The 17,525-nt window shown below is 60.7% G+C and carries 17 protein-coding genes; 9 read left to right on the forward strand and 8 right to left on the reverse strand.

Annotated features, from left to right (window positions below; translation table 11 throughout):
• Positions 1-35 precede the first annotated feature (35 nt).
• The 3 genes from DMZ65_RS07680 to DMZ65_RS07690 are packed head-to-tail and all read left to right on the forward strand — an operon-like array spanning position 36 to position 2,369.
• Positions 36-713, forward strand: coding sequence for a cell division ATP-binding protein FtsE (locus tag DMZ65_RS07680; protein WP_116598311.1), 678 nt, complete (start codon positions 36-38; stop codon positions 711-713).
• Positions 710-1,615 carry a cell division protein FtsX gene (locus DMZ65_RS07685; protein WP_116598312.1) on the forward strand — a complete coding sequence of 302 codons (906 nt, stop codon included), beginning with the start codon at positions 710-712 and terminating at the stop codon, positions 1,613-1,615. The genes DMZ65_RS07680 and DMZ65_RS07685 overlap by 4 nt, the downstream gene beginning before the upstream one ends.
• Position 1,616: 1 nt before the next feature.
• Positions 1,617-2,369 (forward strand): lysophospholipid acyltransferase family protein, encoded by a 753-nt coding sequence (locus tag DMZ65_RS07690; RefSeq protein ID WP_116598313.1) that lies wholly within the window; start codon positions 1,617-1,619, stop codon positions 2,367-2,369.
• Positions 2,370-2,516: 147 nt separating this feature from the next.
• Here the strand turns inward: DMZ65_RS07690 and lpdA are convergent, their stop codons facing one another.
• From lpdA to mdh, 8 genes are all read right to left on the reverse strand, one after another.
• Positions 2,517-3,905 (reverse strand): dihydrolipoyl dehydrogenase, encoded by a 1,389-nt coding sequence (gene lpdA / locus DMZ65_RS07695; protein WP_116598314.1) that lies wholly within the window; start codon positions 3,903-3,905, stop codon positions 2,517-2,519.
• A gap of 132 nt (positions 3,906-4,037) precedes the next feature.
• On the reverse strand, positions 4,038-4,427 hold the full coding sequence (locus DMZ65_RS07700; protein ID WP_116598315.1) for an MAPEG family protein: 390 nt from the start codon (positions 4,425-4,427) through the stop codon (positions 4,038-4,040).
• A 1-nt stretch (position 4,428) separates the two neighbouring features.
• Positions 4,429-4,932, reverse strand: coding sequence for a hypothetical protein (locus DMZ65_RS07705; RefSeq protein WP_116598316.1), 504 nt, complete (start codon positions 4,930-4,932; stop codon positions 4,429-4,431).
• Positions 4,932-6,446: a 2-oxoglutarate dehydrogenase complex dihydrolipoyllysine-residue succinyltransferase gene (gene odhB / locus DMZ65_RS07710; RefSeq protein ID WP_116598317.1), complete on the reverse strand. Its 1,515-nt coding sequence runs from the start codon at positions 6,444-6,446 to the stop codon at positions 4,932-4,934. The genes DMZ65_RS07705 and odhB overlap by 1 nt, the downstream gene beginning before the upstream one ends.
• Positions 6,447-6,449: 3 nt before the next feature.
• Positions 6,450-9,413, reverse strand: coding sequence for a 2-oxoglutarate dehydrogenase E1 component (locus DMZ65_RS07715; RefSeq protein WP_116598318.1), 2,964 nt, complete (start codon positions 9,411-9,413; stop codon positions 6,450-6,452).
• 174 nt (positions 9,414-9,587) lie between these two features.
• Positions 9,588-10,475, reverse strand: coding sequence for a succinate--CoA ligase subunit alpha (gene sucD, locus DMZ65_RS07720; RefSeq protein ID WP_084351606.1), 888 nt, complete (start codon positions 10,473-10,475; stop codon positions 9,588-9,590).
• A gap of 156 nt (positions 10,476-10,631) precedes the next feature.
• Positions 10,632-11,825 carry an ADP-forming succinate--CoA ligase subunit beta gene (gene sucC, locus DMZ65_RS07725; protein ID WP_116598319.1) on the reverse strand — a complete coding sequence of 398 codons (1,194 nt, stop codon included), beginning with the start codon at positions 11,823-11,825 and terminating at the stop codon, positions 10,632-10,634.
• A gap of 684 nt (positions 11,826-12,509) precedes the next feature.
• Positions 12,510-13,472, reverse strand: a complete 963-nt coding sequence (gene mdh, locus DMZ65_RS07730; protein WP_116598320.1) for a malate dehydrogenase — start codon at positions 13,470-13,472, stop codon at positions 12,510-12,512.
• Between the two features lie 373 nt (positions 13,473-13,845).
• Between mdh and DMZ65_RS07735 the strand changes: the two genes are divergently transcribed.
• The 6 genes from DMZ65_RS07735 (at position 13,846) to sdhD (ending at position 17,510) form a co-directional block, all read left to right on the forward strand.
• The gene (locus DMZ65_RS07735; protein ID WP_116598321.1) at positions 13,846-14,697 is read left to right on the forward strand and encodes an HpcH/HpaI aldolase/citrate lyase family protein; all 852 of its coding nucleotides are present in this window, start codon (positions 13,846-13,848) and stop codon (positions 14,695-14,697) included.
• A 34-nt stretch (positions 14,698-14,731) separates the two neighbouring features.
• Positions 14,732-15,277, forward strand: coding sequence for an NnrU family protein (locus DMZ65_RS07740; protein WP_116598322.1), 546 nt, complete (start codon positions 14,732-14,734; stop codon positions 15,275-15,277).
• A gap of 4 nt (positions 15,278-15,281) precedes the next feature.
• The gene (locus tag DMZ65_RS07745; protein ID WP_116598323.1) at positions 15,282-15,485 is read left to right on the forward strand and encodes a DUF1737 domain-containing protein; all 204 of its coding nucleotides are present in this window, start codon (positions 15,282-15,284) and stop codon (positions 15,483-15,485) included.
• Positions 15,485-16,516 carry a MaoC family dehydratase gene (locus DMZ65_RS07750; protein ID WP_116598324.1) on the forward strand — a complete coding sequence of 344 codons (1,032 nt, stop codon included), beginning with the start codon at positions 15,485-15,487 and terminating at the stop codon, positions 16,514-16,516. The genes DMZ65_RS07745 and DMZ65_RS07750 overlap by 1 nt, the downstream gene beginning before the upstream one ends.
• Positions 16,517-16,737: 221 nt before the next feature.
• The gene (gene sdhC, locus DMZ65_RS07755; protein ID WP_116598325.1) at positions 16,738-17,127 is read left to right on the forward strand and encodes a succinate dehydrogenase, cytochrome b556 subunit; all 390 of its coding nucleotides are present in this window, start codon (positions 16,738-16,740) and stop codon (positions 17,125-17,127) included.
• An 11-nt stretch (positions 17,128-17,138) separates the two neighbouring features.
• Positions 17,139-17,510 (forward strand): succinate dehydrogenase, hydrophobic membrane anchor protein, encoded by a 372-nt coding sequence (sdhD, locus tag DMZ65_RS07760; protein ID WP_116598326.1) that lies wholly within the window; start codon positions 17,139-17,141, stop codon positions 17,508-17,510.
• Positions 17,511-17,525: the final 15 nt, after the last annotated feature.

A 17,525-nucleotide genomic window follows, 5' to 3' on the forward strand; every position in this document is an offset into this window, starting at 1 on the left:
GGCGTTTCGGGGCGAGCCGTGAAAGAGAGTATATTTTGATCGAGCTGGAGAACGTGGCCTACAGCTATGGCGGGGGCGAGTTGTTTTCGGATATCTCGCTAACGCTGTCGCGTGGATCGTTCCATTTCCTGACGGGGCCGTCGGGCGCGGGCAAGACCACCTTTCTGAAACTGTGTTACGGTGCGCTGGTTCCAACCGCGGGCCGTGTCGGCCTGTTCGGCACCGATCTGCATGGCATGAGCCGCGATGACGTCGCCCATTGCCGCCGCCGTATCGGCGTCGTGCATCAGGATTGCCAGTTTCTGGATCATCTGCCGGTGGCGGAAAATGTCGCCCTGCCATTGACCGTGTCCGGGCAGGACAAGCCGACCGAACTGGTCAACCTCAAGGAATTGATGTCCTGGGTCGGGATCACCTCTCGTGCGGGGGCCCTGCCGCCTGAACTGTCGGGCGGTGAGCGGCAGCGCGTCGCGTTGGCGCGGGCCCTTATCATGTCGCCGGACGTGATTTTGGCGGATGAGCCCACGGGCAATGTCGATTGGGAAATGTCCCAGCGGCTGATGCGCCTGCTGATAGAGCTGAACCGCATGGGCAAGACCGTGGTGATCGCCACCCATGACCTTGGCCTGATCCGCGCCACGAAAGCGCATGTCCAAAGCCGGGTTCTGCGGATCAGCGACCGGCGGATGCATTTGGCGGGGGCGGATCTGTGAAACAGTATCTTTCCGTGCTGAAGCGGGTGTTCACCCGCGATGCGGCCGCCGACCGGGTGGTTCCGCCCACCGGGATCACCGCAAGGCTGACCCTGTTCTCTGCCGGGGCGATGGCGTTTCTTGCGGTGTTTGCGCTGGCACTGTCACTGGCTGCTGGCCGGCTGGCGGACCGTTGGGGCGAAGACCTTGCACGCTCATCCACCATCCGCATTTCCGCCCCGGTAGATCAATTGCCCGCCCAGACCGCCGCCGCCTTGCGCGTGCTGGAGGAAACGCCGGGCATTGCCAGTGTCCGCGCGCTTGATGCCGAGGAACAGCGCGCCCTGTTGGAGCCGTGGTTCGGTCCCGATCTGCCGGTCGAGACGCTGCCCATCCCGCAACTGATCGAGGTGGTCGAGGCCGATGTCGGCCTTGATGCCGAAGGGTTGCGCCTGCGCCTGTCGGCAGAGGTTCCCGGTGCCGTGCTGGACGATCACACAAGGTGGCGGCGTCCAATGATCGCGGCGGCGTCTCGGCTGCGGCTGATGGGCTGGGTCTGCATTCTTCTGCTGGTCGGCGCGGTGGCGGCGATGATCACACTGGCCGCCAATGCCGCGTTGGCGGCGAATGCGCGGGTCATTTCCGTCCTGCGGCTGGTCGGCGCGACGGATGACTATATCGCCGATGCCTTCGTGCGGCGCTTTACTCTGCGCGCCTTGACGGGCGCGGGCCTTGGCACGCTTGCCGGTCTGCTGGCGATTATGGCACTGCCGGGCGTGGGAGAGACCGGCGGCATCCTGACCGGGCTGGGCTTTCAGGGCTGGCACTGGATCCTGCCGCTGCTTGTCCCGCCGCTGGCGGCAGGAGTGGCGTTTCTGGCCACCCAGATCGCTGCCCGCCGCGTCCTGACGGAGCTTGCCTGACATGTCACATGCAATCCAATGGCTCCGCTCGCTGCTTTTCGTTGTGCAGATGTATCTGATGATGGCCGTGCTGGCGGTGTTCTTCACCCCTTGGGCCATATTCAACCGCAGCGGGGCCTATGCGGGTGTACGGACCTATTGCCGCTGGGTGCGCTGGACGGCGGGTTGGATGTGCGGGCTGCACAGCGAAGTGCGCGGCGACGTACCCACGGAGGAGGTGCTGGTCGCCTCGAAACATCAAAGCTTTTTCGACATCATCATCATCGTCAGCGTGCTGCCGAAGCCCAAATTCATCATGAAAGCCTCGCTGCGCCGCGCGCCGATCCTTGGCTGGTATGCCAAGCGTATCGGTTGTATCGCCGTTGACCGTGGCAAACGGGCAGAGGCGATGCGCCAGATGATCCGCGACGTGACCCGTGGCGACGCGCCCGCTGGCCAGCTTATCATTTATCCGCAAGGAACGCGCGTCGCGCCGGACGCCACCAAGCCCTACAAGATCGGCACTGCGGTCCTCTACCGCGAAACAGGGCAGGATTGTGTGCCTGCCGCGACAAATGTCGGTGTGTTCTGGCCGCGTACCGGGATCTACCGCAAGCCGGGTCTGGCCGTGGTTGAGTTTCTGGAGCCGATCCGCGCCGGATTGGATAATAACAGCTTCATGGCGCAGCTTGAAGATGTGGTTGAAAGCCGATCAATCGCGCTGATGGCAGAGGCTGGGTTCGACGCGAGTCCCGTTGAAAAAAGAACCGACTGAGACGCACTAAGCCAGGTTGGGGGCTGCATCGTTGTGCAAGCGCGGGCCGATTGAGGGCACTCTTGCCGCGTTTGGTGGACGGGATTGCGTGACCGGCAATGCCTCTGAAATTTGCCGGGACGCAGGAAATGACGCCCCGGCAAAAGATCACATATGGATCGCACCGTCACCGCAGGCGAGCGCGGCCTCGCGCACAGCTTCGGAGAAGGTTGGGTGGGCGTGACAGGTCATGGCCAGATCCTCGGCGCTGGCGCCGAATTCCATAGCGACGCAAACCTCATGGATCAGATCGCCGGCCGCCGGACCGATGATATGCGCGCCAAGGATACGGTCGGTTTCCTTGTCGGCAATCAGCTTGACGAAGCCGTCCGCCGCGAACATCGCCTTTGCCCGACCATTGCCCATGAAAGAAAACTTGCCGACCTTGTAGGCGCGGCCGCTTTCCTTGACCTGCTCTTCGGTCTGGCCGACGGTGGCGACCTCGGGGTGGGTGTAGACCACGCCGGGGATGACGCCATAGTTCACATGACCGTGCTTGCCCGCAATGGTTTCCGCAGCGGCCATGCCCTCATCCTCGGCCTTATGCGCCAGCATCGGGCCTGCGATGGCATCGCCGATGGCGTAGATGCCCTTGACGTTGGTCTGCCAATGATCGTCGGTTTCGATCTGGCCGCGATCCGTCATATTGACACCGAGCGCGTCCAGTCCAAGGCCGTCCGTATAGGGTTTGCGGCCTGTGGCCACGAGGACCACATCGGCATCCAGAACCTCCTCGCTGTCGTCTTTCTTCAGCTTGTAGGTGACCTTGGCCTTGGTCTTGGTCGTCTCGACCCCCTGCACGGCTGCACCGAGGATGAAGTTCAGCCCCTGCTTGGCCAGGATCTTCTGGAATTGCTTCTGTACCTCGGCGTCCATGCCGGGGGTGATCGCCTCCAGATATTCAACCACGGTTACCTCGGTGCCGAGGCGGGCATAGACCGAGCCCATCTCCAGCCCGATGACGCCCGCGCCGATCACCACCATCTTCTTGGGGATTTTTGCCAGTTCAAGCGCGCCGGTGGAGGTCACGACGATCTTTTCGTCCACTTCGACACCCGGCAGGCTGCTGGCCTCGGACCCGGTGGCGATGATGATGTTTTTGGCGTCATGCACCTCGTCGCCGACCTTGACCTTGCCAGCCTCGGGGATGGAGGCCCACCCCTTCAGCCAGTCGATCTTGTTCTTCTTGAACAGGAATTCGATGCCTTTGGTATTCTGGCCGATCACCTCGTCCTTGTAGGAAATCATCTGCTTCCAGTCGACAGAGGGGGATTTCCCCTTCAGGCCCATCTTGGCAAAATTATGTTCTGCCTCATGCAGCTGATGTGTGGCGTGCAGCAGCGCCTTGGACGGGATGCAGCCCACGTTCAGGCAGGTGCCGCCCAGGGTGTCACGCCCTTCGACGCAGGCGGTTTTCAGGCCCAGCTGCGCCGCGCGGATTGCCGCGACATAGCCACCGGGGCCGGAGCCGATGATGATGACATCATAATTCGCCATGGGAAGTTCCTTTCTTATGAGGGGGGAGGGGGGCGCTGCCCCCCGTCGCCATACGGCGCCTCCCCCCGGAGTATTTTCGCCAAGAAGAAGGGTGGGGCCGGGTGTTGTGTCCGGCGGGATGGCGGTGTTGTTTCATAGCAGGGTCAAAACGAGCATAAGAGTTGTGGCCACAAAGCCGATGAACCAGATCAGCGAGCGCCAAGGAGTCCACCCGAGCAGATAGGCGGGGATATAGAGAAGGCGGGCGGCAAGGTAAGCGAGGGCGCAGAGCGCGGTCAGCTTGCCGCCCTTGTCGGCATAGGTGACGACGAGGCAGGCGATGGAGAAGAGGATCAGCCCCTCGAAATGGTTGTTCATCGCCCGCTGCGCGCGGCCTGCGAAGCCGGTGAGTTGGCGTGGCTCGTCGCGCGGGGAGGCCGCGTATTTGCGGCCGACCTGTTTTTGGGCGCTGATCGAGTAGATCAGGAAGTGAACGACCTGAAGCAGGGCTGCGAGAGTGAGGGCGGTGAGTTCTGGGGTCATGTCACTCGTCTTTGCTGCTTCCGGCGGAGACACCCGTGATCTTGCCCTGAAGGACAGCGCCAAGTATCGAGTTTGATGCCCCGTTTTCAATGAATTCTATCATGTCAGGTTGCATGGCTTGGATCTTCTGAATCAATTCCAGCTTTCGCTGTGCGAGTTCTAAATGCCGTTCGTCTCTCTCAAGATGCCTGTCATTCCGAGCGATCCAAAGATTGATCAAAAACTCCAAAAATAGCCTGATTTGTTCGATGATCTTCGCTGCTCCAAGCACGTCGAATGATCCAGGCGACGCATAGGAAAAACGAGAAAGATACAGGTGGTGTCGGAATATAGTGTTTGGAGCGAGGGTAGCACTTCCATCGAAAGGATCAACTTTCGGTGGATATAGTCCAAAACGTACAATACTCCCGTCGATGAAATAACCTGCGAGAGCTTCGAAGCTATCCAAAACCTCAGCAAGCTCTCGCACAGACCATTCTCCATCAATATCGATGGTTAGCAGCATTACAAATCCATCAACAACCGCCGAGGATCCTCCAGCGCTTCCTTGACGCGCACGAGGAAGGTCACGGCTCCTTTGCCGTCGACGATGCGGTGATCGTAGGACAGTGCCAGATACATCATCGGGCGGATCTTGATCTCGCCGTTCACAACCATCGGACGGTCCTGGATCTTGTGCATGCCAAGGATACCCGATTGCGGCGGGTTCAGGATGGGCGAGGACATCAGCGAGCCGTAGACGCCGCCGTTGGAGATTGTGAACGTGCCGCCCTGCATCTCTGCCATGGACAGCTTGCCGTCACGGGCGCGCTTGCCTTTTTCGCCGATGGCCTTCTCGATCTCGGCAAAGCTCATCTGGTCGGCATCCCGGATCACCGGGACCACCAGACCCTGCGGGGTGCCGGCCGCGATGCCCATATGTACGAAGTCCTTGTAGACAATGTCGGTGCCGTCGATCTCTGCGTTGACCTCGGGGACCTCTTTCAACGCGTGGCAGCAAGCCTTGGTGAAGAAAGACATGAAGCCCAGCTTGACGCCGTGCTTTTTCTCGAACAACTCCTTGTATTCCTTCCGCAACGCCATGGTCTCTGTCATGTCCACCTCGTTATAGGTGGTCAGGATGGCGGCGGTGTTCTGCGCGTCCTTGAGGCGGCGGGCAATGGTCTGGCGCAGGCGCGTCATCTTCACGCGCTCTTCGCGTGACGCATCGTCGGCGGAAACGGGGGCACGCGGGGCGGGCGCGGTCGCCGCAGGCGCCGGGGCCGATGCCGCAGCAGCAACAGCCTTTGCCACGTCCTCCTTCATCACCCGGCCGTCCCGGCCAGAGCCGCTGACCTGGTCGCGGCCGATGCCCGCTTCGGCCATGGCCTTCTTGGCAGAGGGCGCGTCCTCGACATCCTTGCCTGCTTTGCTGGCAGGTTCCTCTTTTGCGGGGGCTTCTTCAGAGGATGCCGCCGCGCCTGCGCTGTCGCCGATCACGGCCAGCTTGGCAGAGGCATCGACGGTGGTGCCTTCGGGTGCCACGATTTCTGACAACACACCGGCGGCCGGGGAGGGCACCTCGACGGAGACCTTGTCGGTTTCCAGCTCGCAGAGCATTTCGTCCTGCGCGACGCTGTCGCCGACCTTCTTGAACCAGGTCGAAACCGTCGCCTCGGACACAGACTCGCCCAGCGTGGGGACCATGACGTCAACAGACTTGCCGCCGCTCTTGGTCGCCTCCGCGGCCTTTCTCGCCGTCTCGGATGGGCGTTCCTCAGGGGTTTCGGGACCGGCTTTGCCCGCTTCGGCGATATTGGCCAGTAGCGCGTCAACGCCGACGGTCTCGCCCTCTTGTGCCACAATATCGGCCAGCTTGCCGGCAGCGGGCGACGGCACTTCGACCGTCACCTTGTCGGTTTCCAACTCGCACAGCATCTCGTCAACGGTCACAGTGTCACCGGGTTTCTTGAACCAGGTTGCGACGGTGGCCTCTGTCACGGATTCGCCCAAGGTAGGGACGCGTACTTCGGTCGTCATCGGTTATTTCCCTTCAATGGTCAGCGCCTGATCGACGAGCGCTTCTTGTTGTGCTTTGTGCTGGCTTGCCAGGCCGGTCGCGGGCGAGGCCGTGGCCGAACGGCCCGCATAGACCGGGCGCAGATGCTTGGCCTTGATCCGGCCCAGCACCCATTCGATATTGGGTTCGATGAAGTTCCAGCCGCCCTGGTTCTTGGGCTCTTCCTGACACCAGACCATCTCGGCCCCCTTGAAACGTTCAAGCTCCTTCACAAGGCTGATCGCCGGGAAGGGGTAGAACTGTTCGATCCGCAACAGGTAGATGTCGTCGATGCCACGGGCGTCGCGCTCTTCCAGAAGGTCGAAGTAGACCTTGCCGGAACACATCACCACGCGCTTGATCTTGTCGTCGGCGACCAGTTCGGTGTCCGAATTGCCCTTCTCGGCATCGTCCCACAGCACCCGGTGAAAGCTCGACCCGGTGATGAAATCTTCTCTGGTCGACACCGCCAGCTTGTGCCGCAACAGCGATTTGGGCGTCATCAGGATCAGCGGCTTGCGGAAACTGCGATGCAACTGGCGGCGCAGGATGTGGAAATAGTTGGCCGGTGTCGTGCAGTTGGCCACGATCCAGTTGTCCTGCCCGCACATCGTCAGAAAGCGTTCCAGTCGCGCGGAAGAGTGTTCCGGCCCCTGACCTTCATAGCCGTGTGGCAGCAGACAAACGAGACCTGACATCCGCAGCCATTTCGATTCACCGGAACTGATGAACTGATCGAACATGATCTGCGCGCCATTGGCAAAATCGCCGAACTGTGCCTCCCACAGGGTCAGCGCGTTGGGTTCGGACAGTGAATAACCGTATTCGAAACCCAGCACCGCATATTCCGACAACATCGAATCGATGGCGTCGAAATGTGCCTGCCCGTCGCGGACATGGTTCAGCGGATAGTAACGCTCTTCGGTTTCCTGATTGACCAGCCCGGAATGGCGCTGGCTGAACGTGCCGCGCGTGCTGTCCTGACCCGACAGGCGCACCGGATAGCCCTCGGTCAGCAACGAGCCAAAGGCCAGCGCCTCGCCGGTTGCCCAGTCGAACCCTTTGCCGGTCTTGAACATCTCGGCCTTGGAGTCCAGCAGCCGCCCCACGGTCTTGTGCAGCGGAAACCCCTCGGGCACAGCGGTCAGAGCCTTGCCGACATCGTCAAAGGTCTCTTCCTTGATCGCCGTTTTCCCGCGCTGGTATTTGCCCTCTTTATGCTTGTCGAGATGCGACCAGCGCCCGTCCAGCCAGTCGGCCTTGTTGGGGCGGTATTCCTTGCCTGCCTCGAATTCTTCGTTCAGCTTGGCCTGGAAGGCGGCCTTCATATCCTCGATCTCGCCCTCGGGGATCAAACCATCCTTGACCAGCCGTTCCGTATACAGGCTGAGCGTGGTCTTGTGACCCTTGATCTTCTTGTACATCAAGGGGTTGGTGAACATCGGCTCGTCGCCTTCGTTATGTCCGAAGCGGCGATAACAGATGATGTCGAGCACCACATCCTTGTGGAATTTCTGGCGGAACTCCGTGGCCACCTTGGCGGCGTGAACCACGGCCTCCGGGTCGTCACCGTTGACGTGGAAGATCGGTGCCTCGACCACCAGCGCGTTGTCGGTGGGATAGGGGCTGGAGCGGCTGAAATGCGGCGCGGTGGTGAAACCGATCTGGTTGTTCACCACGATATGCATCGTGCCGCCGGTGCGGTGTCCGCGCAGGCCGGACAATGCAAAACACTCCGCCACCACGCCTTGCCCGGCAAAGGCCGCATCGCCGTGCAGCAGCACCGGCAGAACCGTTTTGCGGTCGGTATCTTTCAACTGATCCTGCTTGGCGCGGGCCTTGCCCAGAACGACCGGGTTCACCGCCTCCAGGTGGCTGGGGTTGGCGGTCAGCGACAGATGTACATTGTTGCCGTCAAATTCGCGGTCGGAACTGGCACCGAGGTGATATTTCACGTCGCCCGACCCGTCGACATCCTCGGGCTTGAAGCTGCCGCCCTGGAATTCGTTGAAGATTGCACGGTAGGGCTTGCCCATCACGTTCGCCAGAACCGACAGACGCCCGCGGTGGGGCATCCCGATAACGATGTCCTGTACGCCAAGCGCACCGCCGCGTTTGATGATCTGCTCCATCGCCGGGATCAGCGACTCTCCGCCGTCCAGACCGAAGCGCTTGGTTCCCATGTATTTGACATGCAGGAATTTCTCGAACCCCTCGGCCTCGACCATCTTGTTCAGGATCGCCCTGCGGCCTTCACGCGTGAACTCGGTCTCCTTGCCGAAGCCCTCGATGCGTTCCTTCAGCCAGGCGGATTGTTCGGGATCGGAAATATGCATGTATTGCAGCGCGAAAGTGCCGCAATAGGTGCGTTTCACGATCTCCAGAATCTGCCGGAGCGACGCGATCTGAAGTCCCAGCACGTTGTCGATAAAGATCGGGCGGTCCATGTCCGCCTCGGTGAAGCCATAGGTTTTTGGATCAAGCTCAGGATGTGGGGTCTCGTCCCGGATGTCCAGCGGATCAAGGTCGGCGGCCAGATGGCCGCGGATCCGATAGGCGCGAATGATCATCAGTGCCCGAATGCTGTCGAGCACTGCGCGCTTGATCGCATCATCCGAAACCGCAACGCCGGTGTCGACCGCCTTGGATTTGATCTTGTCGCCCGCGCCTTTCAACTCGGACGTTTCAGGCCATTCTCCGGTCAGTGCCGATGTCAGGTCGTCGCCCGGTAGTGGCGGCCAGTCAGCGCGCGCCCAGGACGGACCGGCCGCATCGGCCTTGATGCTCAGGTCATCGTCCCCCAACTGTCGGAAAAACGCCTGCCATACCTCGTCGACCGCGGCGGGATCGTTGGCATAGCGGGCATACATCTGTTCAAGGTATTCCGCATTGTGCCCCTGCATGAAGCTGGAAGCGTGGAAAAGGTCGTTCGGGCTTTGGTCGGTCACTGGAGGTCCTCCAACCTTGTTATTGAAAGCAGCCAGAAAGAGGATCGCCTGCGATCCGCTGTCTAGCGGCTTTGGCTTTTGGCGGTCACGCGCCCCGGGCTTGACCCGGGGCCTCGTGGGTGTCGTGGTGCCCATGAAGGGCGAGGTCCCGGGTCAAGCCCGGGACGGGTATCCCTACCCTTTGCTGATGGCTTCCAGCACGGCTTCGCCCAGCGTGGCGGGGCTGTCGGCGACGACGATGCCTGCGGCTTTCATCGCTTCGATCTTGTCCTCGGCACCACCCTTGCCACCGGCGACAATGGCACCTGCGTGGCCCATGCGGCGGCCCGGAGGCGCTGTGCGCCCGGCAATAAAGCCTGCGGTCGGCTTCCAGCGGCCTTTCTTGCGTTCGTCGGCAAGGAACTGCGCGGCGTCCTCTTCGGCGGAACCGCCAATCTCGCCAATCATGATGATCGACTGGGTTTCGTCATCCGCCAGGAACATTTCCAGCACGTCGATATGCTCTGTCCCCTTGATCGGGTCGCCGCCGATACCCACGGCGGTGGACTGGCCCAGACCTGCATCGGCGGTCTGCTTGACGGCCTCATAGGTCAGCGTGCCGGAGCGTGACACAACGCCGACGCTGCCGCGCTTGTGGATATGGCCCGGCATGATGCCGATCTTGCAGGCATCGGGCGTGATGACACCGGGGCAGTTCGGCCCGATCAGACGGCTTTTGGACCCTTCCAACGCGCGTTTGACACGCATCATGTCCAGCACCGGGATGCCTTCGGTGATGCAGACGATCAGCTCCATCTCGGCGTCGATCGCCTCGAGGATCGAGTCCGCAGCAAAGGGCGGCGGCACATAGATCACGCTCGCATTCGCTTCTGTCACCTGCCGGGCCTCATGGACCGAGTTGAAGACGGGCAGATCCAGATGCGTCTGGCCTCCCTTGCCGGGGGTCACGCCGCCGACCATCTTGGTGCCATAGGCAATTGCCTGTTCAGTGTGGAATGTGCCCTGCGAGCCGGTGAGGCCCTGACAGATCACCTTGGTATTTTCGTCTACGAGTACGGCCATATCAGGCTTTCCCTTGGTTTTGCCTGTTCACCTCAGGTTGACAGCTCTTACAGATGTCATTGTGGTGATCAGGCTTAGTTTGATTGTGATAAAAGTCGTCCAAGCCCTTGTCGATCTTGCATCGCGAACAGACTTTTTGAGTGCGGCGGGATTGCCTTACCCCTTCACCGCCTTCACGATCTTCTCGGCCCCGTCGCTCAGGTTGTCTGCGGCGATGACGTTCAGGCCGGAGCTGTTGATGATTTCCTTGCCCTTTTCGACATTGGTGCCTTCAAGGCGCACGACCAGCGGAACCTGAAGGCCCACTTCTTTCACGGCTGCCACCACGCCCTCGGCGATGACGTCACAACGCATGATGCCCCCGAAGATGTTCACAAGGATGCCTTTGACCTGCGGGTCAGAGGTGATGATCTTGAACGCCTCTGTCACCTTTTCCTTGGTCGCACCGCCACCAACGTCCAGGAAGTTGGCAGGTTCCGCACCGTACAGCTTGATGATGTCCATCGTCGCCATCGCCAGACCCGCGCCGTTGACCATGCAGCCGATCTCGCCATCCAGCGCGATGTAGTTGAGGTCATATTTCGACGCTTCGAGTTCCTTGGAATCTTCCTCGGTCGTGTCGCGCAGCTCAGCAATATCGGCGTGGCGGTAGACCGCGTTGCCGTCAAAGCTGACCTTGGCGTCCAGAACCTTCAGATCGCCGCTATCGGTGACGATCAGCGGGTTGATCTCCAGCATTTCCATGTCTTTTTCGATGAATGCCTTGTACAGCAGACCCATCAGACCGACGCATTGCTTGACCTGCTTGCCGGACAGACCCAGCGCAAAGGCGATGCGACGTCCGTGGAACGCCTGATAGCCGGCTGCCGGATCAACGCTGAAGGACAGGATCTTTTCCGGGGTCGAGGCTGCGACCTCTTCAATATCCATGCCGCCCTCGGTCGAGCAGACAAAGGACACGCGGCTGGTCTGACGATCCACCAGAAGCGCCAGGTAAAGTTCGGTCTCGATGCCGGAGCCGTCTTCGATATAGATGCGGTTGACCTGCTTGCCCGCCGGGCCGGTCTGATGCGTGACCAGCGTGCGGCCCAACATGCGCTTGGCCTCATCGGCGGCTTCTTCGACCGATTTGGTCAGACGGACACCGCCTTTGTCGCCCGCGTCAGCCTCTTTGAAAGAGCCCTTGCCGCGGCCGCCCGCATGGATCTGCGCCTTGACCACCCAAAGTGGGCCGTCCATTTCGCCGGCCGCCGATTTCGCTTCTTCGGCGCGCAGTACAACGCGGCCATCCGAAACCGGAGCCCCGTAGCTGCGCAAAAGCGCCTTCGCCTGATATTCGTGGATGTTCATTGATAAACTGTCCCGTCTTGCTGCGATTACCCTGTTAGTGGCACAAGCTTTCACAGCTATTAAGTGCTTTCTGCCGAAAAGTGAGCATTTGCTACTGATTTGACGCGTTTGTGATCACAGCTCCGAATGGTGTGATCACAAAGTGTCGATCAAGGCTAATATGGTAGCGAGAACACCAGATCAGAATCATCCGCATGGCCTCCGTCATTTGTTGAATGCCGCTTCCCGTCAGGATTTGATGCGATCTCAGCGTGGCACCGCAACTGTGCGGTGTCAAACGCTGCAACACGCGGATCAAAGCGTTGGCCGACAGCGTTTATTGTCGGCAGCGGAACAACGACATGATTGCAAATCAACCGGCACCATACGTCGTCCGGCGATAGGCCTTCGCAGCCTGCGATGCCGGTTCTGATGATCTGTCTGTTGCTGTTTGCGTGCCAAAACGCATTGCTCTGCCAAACCCTTGTCAACGCCACAGAGTCGCGTGGAATCTCGCAGGGGTTTCAACCAGCCAAACGCTTTGACGACCCGCATGCCATGCGGCCCGCAGCATGGCGGGATTTGTGGGTTCTCATGTCAGGATATGGGGATTCTGGCGCGGCATATCGCAGCCAAAAAGGCGCGGATCTGCCAGAAATGGAACCGTCGGCGAAGCCTGTTCGCCGACGGCTTATTCAAATCGGCTCAGGCGAGCGAGGAGTCGATTTCCTTGCAGGCTTTGACAAGCCCCTTCACCGCGTTGACGGAATTGTCGAACATTGCCTGCTCGTCCTTCGTCAACTTGATGTCGATGATCTTTTCGATCCCGTTCGCCCCAATCACCGTCGGTACGCCGACATAGAACCCGTTCAGGCCAAATTCGCCGTCACAATAGGCCGCACAGGGCAGGACGCGCTTTTGGTCTTTCAGGTAGGCTTCGGCCATTTCGATGGCGCTGGTGGCAGGCGCGTAAAAGGCCGAACCGGTCTTCAGCAGGCCGACGATTTCGGCACCGCCATCGCGGGTGCGCTGGATGATCGCGTCCAGCTTTTCCTGCGTGGTCCAGCCCATGCTGACCAGATCGGGCAGTGGAATGCCTGCAACGGTGGAATAGCGCGCAAGCGGCACCATCGTATCGCCGTGGCCACCCAGAACAAAGGCCGACACGTCGCGCATCGACACGCCGAATTCGAGGCTGAGGAAATGGCGGAAGCGCGCCGAATCCAGAACGCCAGCCATGCCGACGACCTTGTTATGCGGCATTCCCGAAAATTCGCGCAGCGCCCAGACCATCGCATCCAGCGGATTGGTGATGCAGATCACGAACGCGTCGGGCGCATTGGCAGCGATGCCTTCACCGACGGATTTCATCACTTTGAGGTTGATGCCCAGCAGGTCGTCGCGGCTCATGCCGGGTTTGCGCGCGACACCGGCGGTGACGATGCAGACGTCTGCGCCGGCGATGTCTTCGTAGGACTGCGTGCCCGACATTGCCGCGTCAAAACCCTCGGAAGGGCCGGATTCGGCGATGTCGAGCGCTTTGCCCTCGGGTGTGCCTTCGGCGATGTCGAACATAACGACGTCGCCCAGTTCCTTGAGTGCAGCGAGGTGAGCAAGCGTGCCACCGATCTGTCCCGCGCCGATCAGCGCGATCTTGGGTCTGGCCATGGAAGGTCTCTCCGGTCCGTTGAAATTCTGCCGCTTGGCCTAGAACTTTCGGGCCGGGCTGGCAAGAGTGCGGCAATGGCGCATGATTTCGCTGAAATGCCGTGTTCGCGTGAGTGACGCCAATTAAGCCAATCACAATTGAGAGTTATGCCCACAAGACGGACGGCATTCAGCCCATGATTAATCTGCTGGCTGCCTTGTTTCGGCCGATACGAACCGCTCAAGCACGCCTCCAAACTGCGGAATGATGCCTTGATGATGCGTAGGCGATGCTGCGTAATCCCGATTTTTCTGCGATGCGGCGAAAATAGTCTTGCACTTATCGGCAAAAAATGCCCCATTCTGCGCAACATTCTTTCGCTAGGAGATTCAGATGGACATGCGTGCCCGCCCCTACCGTTCGGTACTCTATATCCCCGGCTCAAAGGGCCGGGCGCTGGACAAGGCGCGCAGCTTGCCGGTCGACGCGATCATCATGGATCTCGAAGATGCCGTTTCCGTCGATGAGAAACCCAATGCCCGCGCCACTCTGGCGGCGGCGCTTGCCGAGGGTGGCTATGGCGCGCGCATGCGGATTGTCCGGATCAACGGCCTGGACACTGAATGGGGGCAGGACGATGCCCGTGCCGCCAATGAGATGGAGTGCGACGCGGTTCTGCTGCCTAAGGTCGAAACCACCGAACAGCTGGATGCGCTGGCCGCCCTGACGGACAAGCTGCTTTGGGCGATGATGGAAACGCCCAAAGGCATGCTGAACGCCGCCGCAATCGCCGCCCATCCGAAACTTGCTGGCATGGTGATGGGCACCAATGATCTGGCGAAAGAGCTGCAATGCCGCTTCCGTCCCGACCGTTTGCCGATGGCCACCTCGCTTGGCCTGTGCCTGCTGGCCGCCAAGGCTCATGGCACGATCATCGTCGATGGCGTCTATAATGCCTTCAAGGACGAGGACGGGTTGCGCGCCGAATGCGAACAGGGCCGCGACATGGGCTTTGACGGCAAGACGCTGATCCACCCCGCGCAGATCGACATTGCCAACGCCGCCTTTGCACCGACGGACGCGGAGACCGACCTCGCCCGCCGCCAGATCGCTGCCTTTGAAGAGGCACATGCCGAAGGGCAGGGGGTGGCCGTGGTGGATGGCAGGATCGTCGAGAACCTGCACATCGTCACCGCCCGCGAAATCCTTGCGAAAGCGGATGCAATCAGCGCGCTGAACGGCTAGCAATAGGCCAACGCAGCTGACGAAAGGGCACCGCATGGCACTTCTCATTCTTGGCGTCCTGCTTTGGGCCGCCGCACATTTCTTCAAACGCGCCGCCCCCGATTGGCGTGCCAGCCTTGGTGACAAGGGCAAGGGGATGGTTGCCCTTGTCCTCGCCCTGTCGGTTGTCCTGATGGTGCTGGGGTATCGCATGGCCGATGGCGCGGTCTTCTGGGGCCGTCACCCGGCCACGGTGGGCATCAACAACCTGCTGGTGCTGGTCGCCATCTTCATGCTGAGCCCCGCACCCAAGAAAGGCAAACTGCTTGCCGGGATGCGCCACCCGATGCTGACCGGCTTTGCCCTTTGGGCGGCAGCGCATCTGCTGGTCAATGGCGATGTGCCGTCCTTCATCCTGTTCGGCGGGCTGCTGGTCTGGGCCTTGGCCGAGATGATCGTCATCAACCGGGCAGAGCCCGCATGGACCCCGCGCACCCCCGGCCCGATCTCGAAGGATCTCATCTTCCTTGGGGCCAGCATCGTGCTGCTGGTGGTGATCGGCTACATTCACGGCCTTCTGGGCTACCCCGTATTTGGATAACGCCATGAAACTCTATCGCTTTCTGACCGCTGACGACACATCCGCCTTCTGCCACAAGGTCACCGCCGCCCTGAACAAGGGCTGGGCGCTGCACGGCGATCCCACCTACGCCTTCGACGCGGCCAATGGCGTCATGCGCTGCGGTCAGGCCGTGGTGAAGGACGCCGACGGCACCTACAGCCCCGACACCAAGCTGGGAGAGCAGTGATGGTCAAGACCAATCCGGGATGGTTTTTCGAGGATTACACGCTGGGGCAGGTGATCCACCACGCGGTGCCGCGCACCGTGGGGCCGGGCGAACGCGCGCTCTATCATGCGCTTTATCCGGCCCGCCACGCGCTTTATTCCTCGGATCAATTCGCGCGCGCCAGCGGTCTGCCGCAAAGCCCGTTGGACGATCTGGCGGCCTTTCATGTGGTGTTCGGCAAGACCGTACCGGATGTGTCGCTGAACGCCGTGGCCAATCTGGGCTATGCCGAAGGCCGCTGGCTGAAACCGGTCTATCCCGGCGATACCTTGCGCTCCACCTCCGAGGTGATCGGGCTGAAGCAGAACTCCAACGGCAAGACCGGGGTGGTCTGGGTCCGCACGCGCGGGCTGAACCAGAATGACGAGACGGTCATTTCCTTCGTCCGCTGGGTCATGGTGCGCAAGCGCGACGTGGGCGCGCCCGCACCCGAAACCGTCGTGCCGGATCTCAAAGCCGCGCTTGCCCCGGCCGATCTGACAATTCCGGAGGGGCTGGATTTCAGCGATTACGACCTGACCCTCGCGGGTGAGCCGCACCGGATGGCCGATTACGAGATTGGCGAGCAGATCGACCATGTTGACGGCGTAACGATAGAAGAGGCCGAACACATGATGGCCACGCGCCTGTGGCAGAACACCGCCAAGGTGCATTTCGACGCCACCAATCGCGAGGACGGCAAGCGGCTGATCTATGGCGGACACGTCATTTCAATGGCCCGCACGCTCAGCTTCAACGGGCTGGCCAATGCGCAGATGATCGCCGGGCTGAACGGCGGGGCGCATGCCAATCCCTGCTTTGCAGGCGATACCGTCCGGGCGTGGTCCGAGGTATTGGACAAGGCACAAACCGTGGCACCGGGTGTCGGCGCGATCCGTTTGCGACTGGTCGCAACGCGCGGCGGTGCGCCTTTCGTGTTGAAGGGGGAAGACGGCAAATACCTGCCGCATGTTCTGCTTGATCTCGACTATTGGGCGCTGATGCCGGTCTGAGAGAAGCGAACCGTGCAGGTGCAGAATCAGCTGGGACGCGCAGCGTATCGGATCGCCCCTGTTAGCGCCAAAAATGTGATCACACCCGTCTATAGTGTGATCACAAATCCTTCACAATCCGCCTGATGCGCCAAAAAACCGCGTTTTGCATGGCGCTTGACGGGTGACACTGGCGCAAAAAAAGGTATCAACGATGGAAGAGAACCGAAAGGACTTGCACCATGGCCGAATTTAAACAGGGTGACCGCCCGCTTTCGCCATTCATGTTCGGGGCGTATTATCGCCCGCAAATGACATCGATGTCCTCGATCATGGTCCGTATCACAGGGATCGCCTCGCTGGGCACCGCGTTTCTGCTGGTGCTTTGGCTGCTGACGGCGGCCACATCCGAAACGGCCTTTGCCAGGGTGGACTGGTTTTTGACCAGCTTTATCGGCGATGTGATCCTGCTGCTGGCAACATGGGCCATCTGGTATCATGTGCTGGGCCGTCTGCGTCATGTGATCTGGGATCTGGGCTACGGGCTTGAGATCGGCATCGCCGAGAAAATGGGCATGGCCATGTTCATCGGTGCCACCGTCCTTGCCCTTCTGACCGCCATCATCGTCTAAGGAGACTTCGCATGCGTTATATCACCGATCGCAAACGCGCGCAGGGACTTGGCTCCGGACGCAGCGGCACGCATCACCACTGGCACATGCTGGTCAGCTCCATTTGTCTGGTCATCCTCGTGCCGCTTTTCGTGTTCACTTTCGGATCGGGTCTGGGCCGTGACTACGCCGATGTGCTGGCGTTCTTCTCGCGCCCCTTTCCCGCAATCGTCACCGGCTTGATGCTGATCGTCGGCATCAACCACTTCATGAACGAGGCGCGCGAAGCGATCGAGGATTACATGCATGGCGTCGCAGAGCGGCTGGCAACGGTTGCCGTCTCCGCCTTCGGCTACACATTGATTGCGGCAGGGCTGTTCGCCCTCGTGAAACTCGCCCTGTAACCGCGCCCCCAAGGA

Origin of the sequence: Primorskyibacter marinus (assembly GCF_003313245.1) — a bacterium.
In the GTDB taxonomy this organism is placed as follows: Bacteria; Pseudomonadota; Alphaproteobacteria; order Rhodobacterales; family Rhodobacteraceae; genus Primorskyibacter; species Primorskyibacter marinus.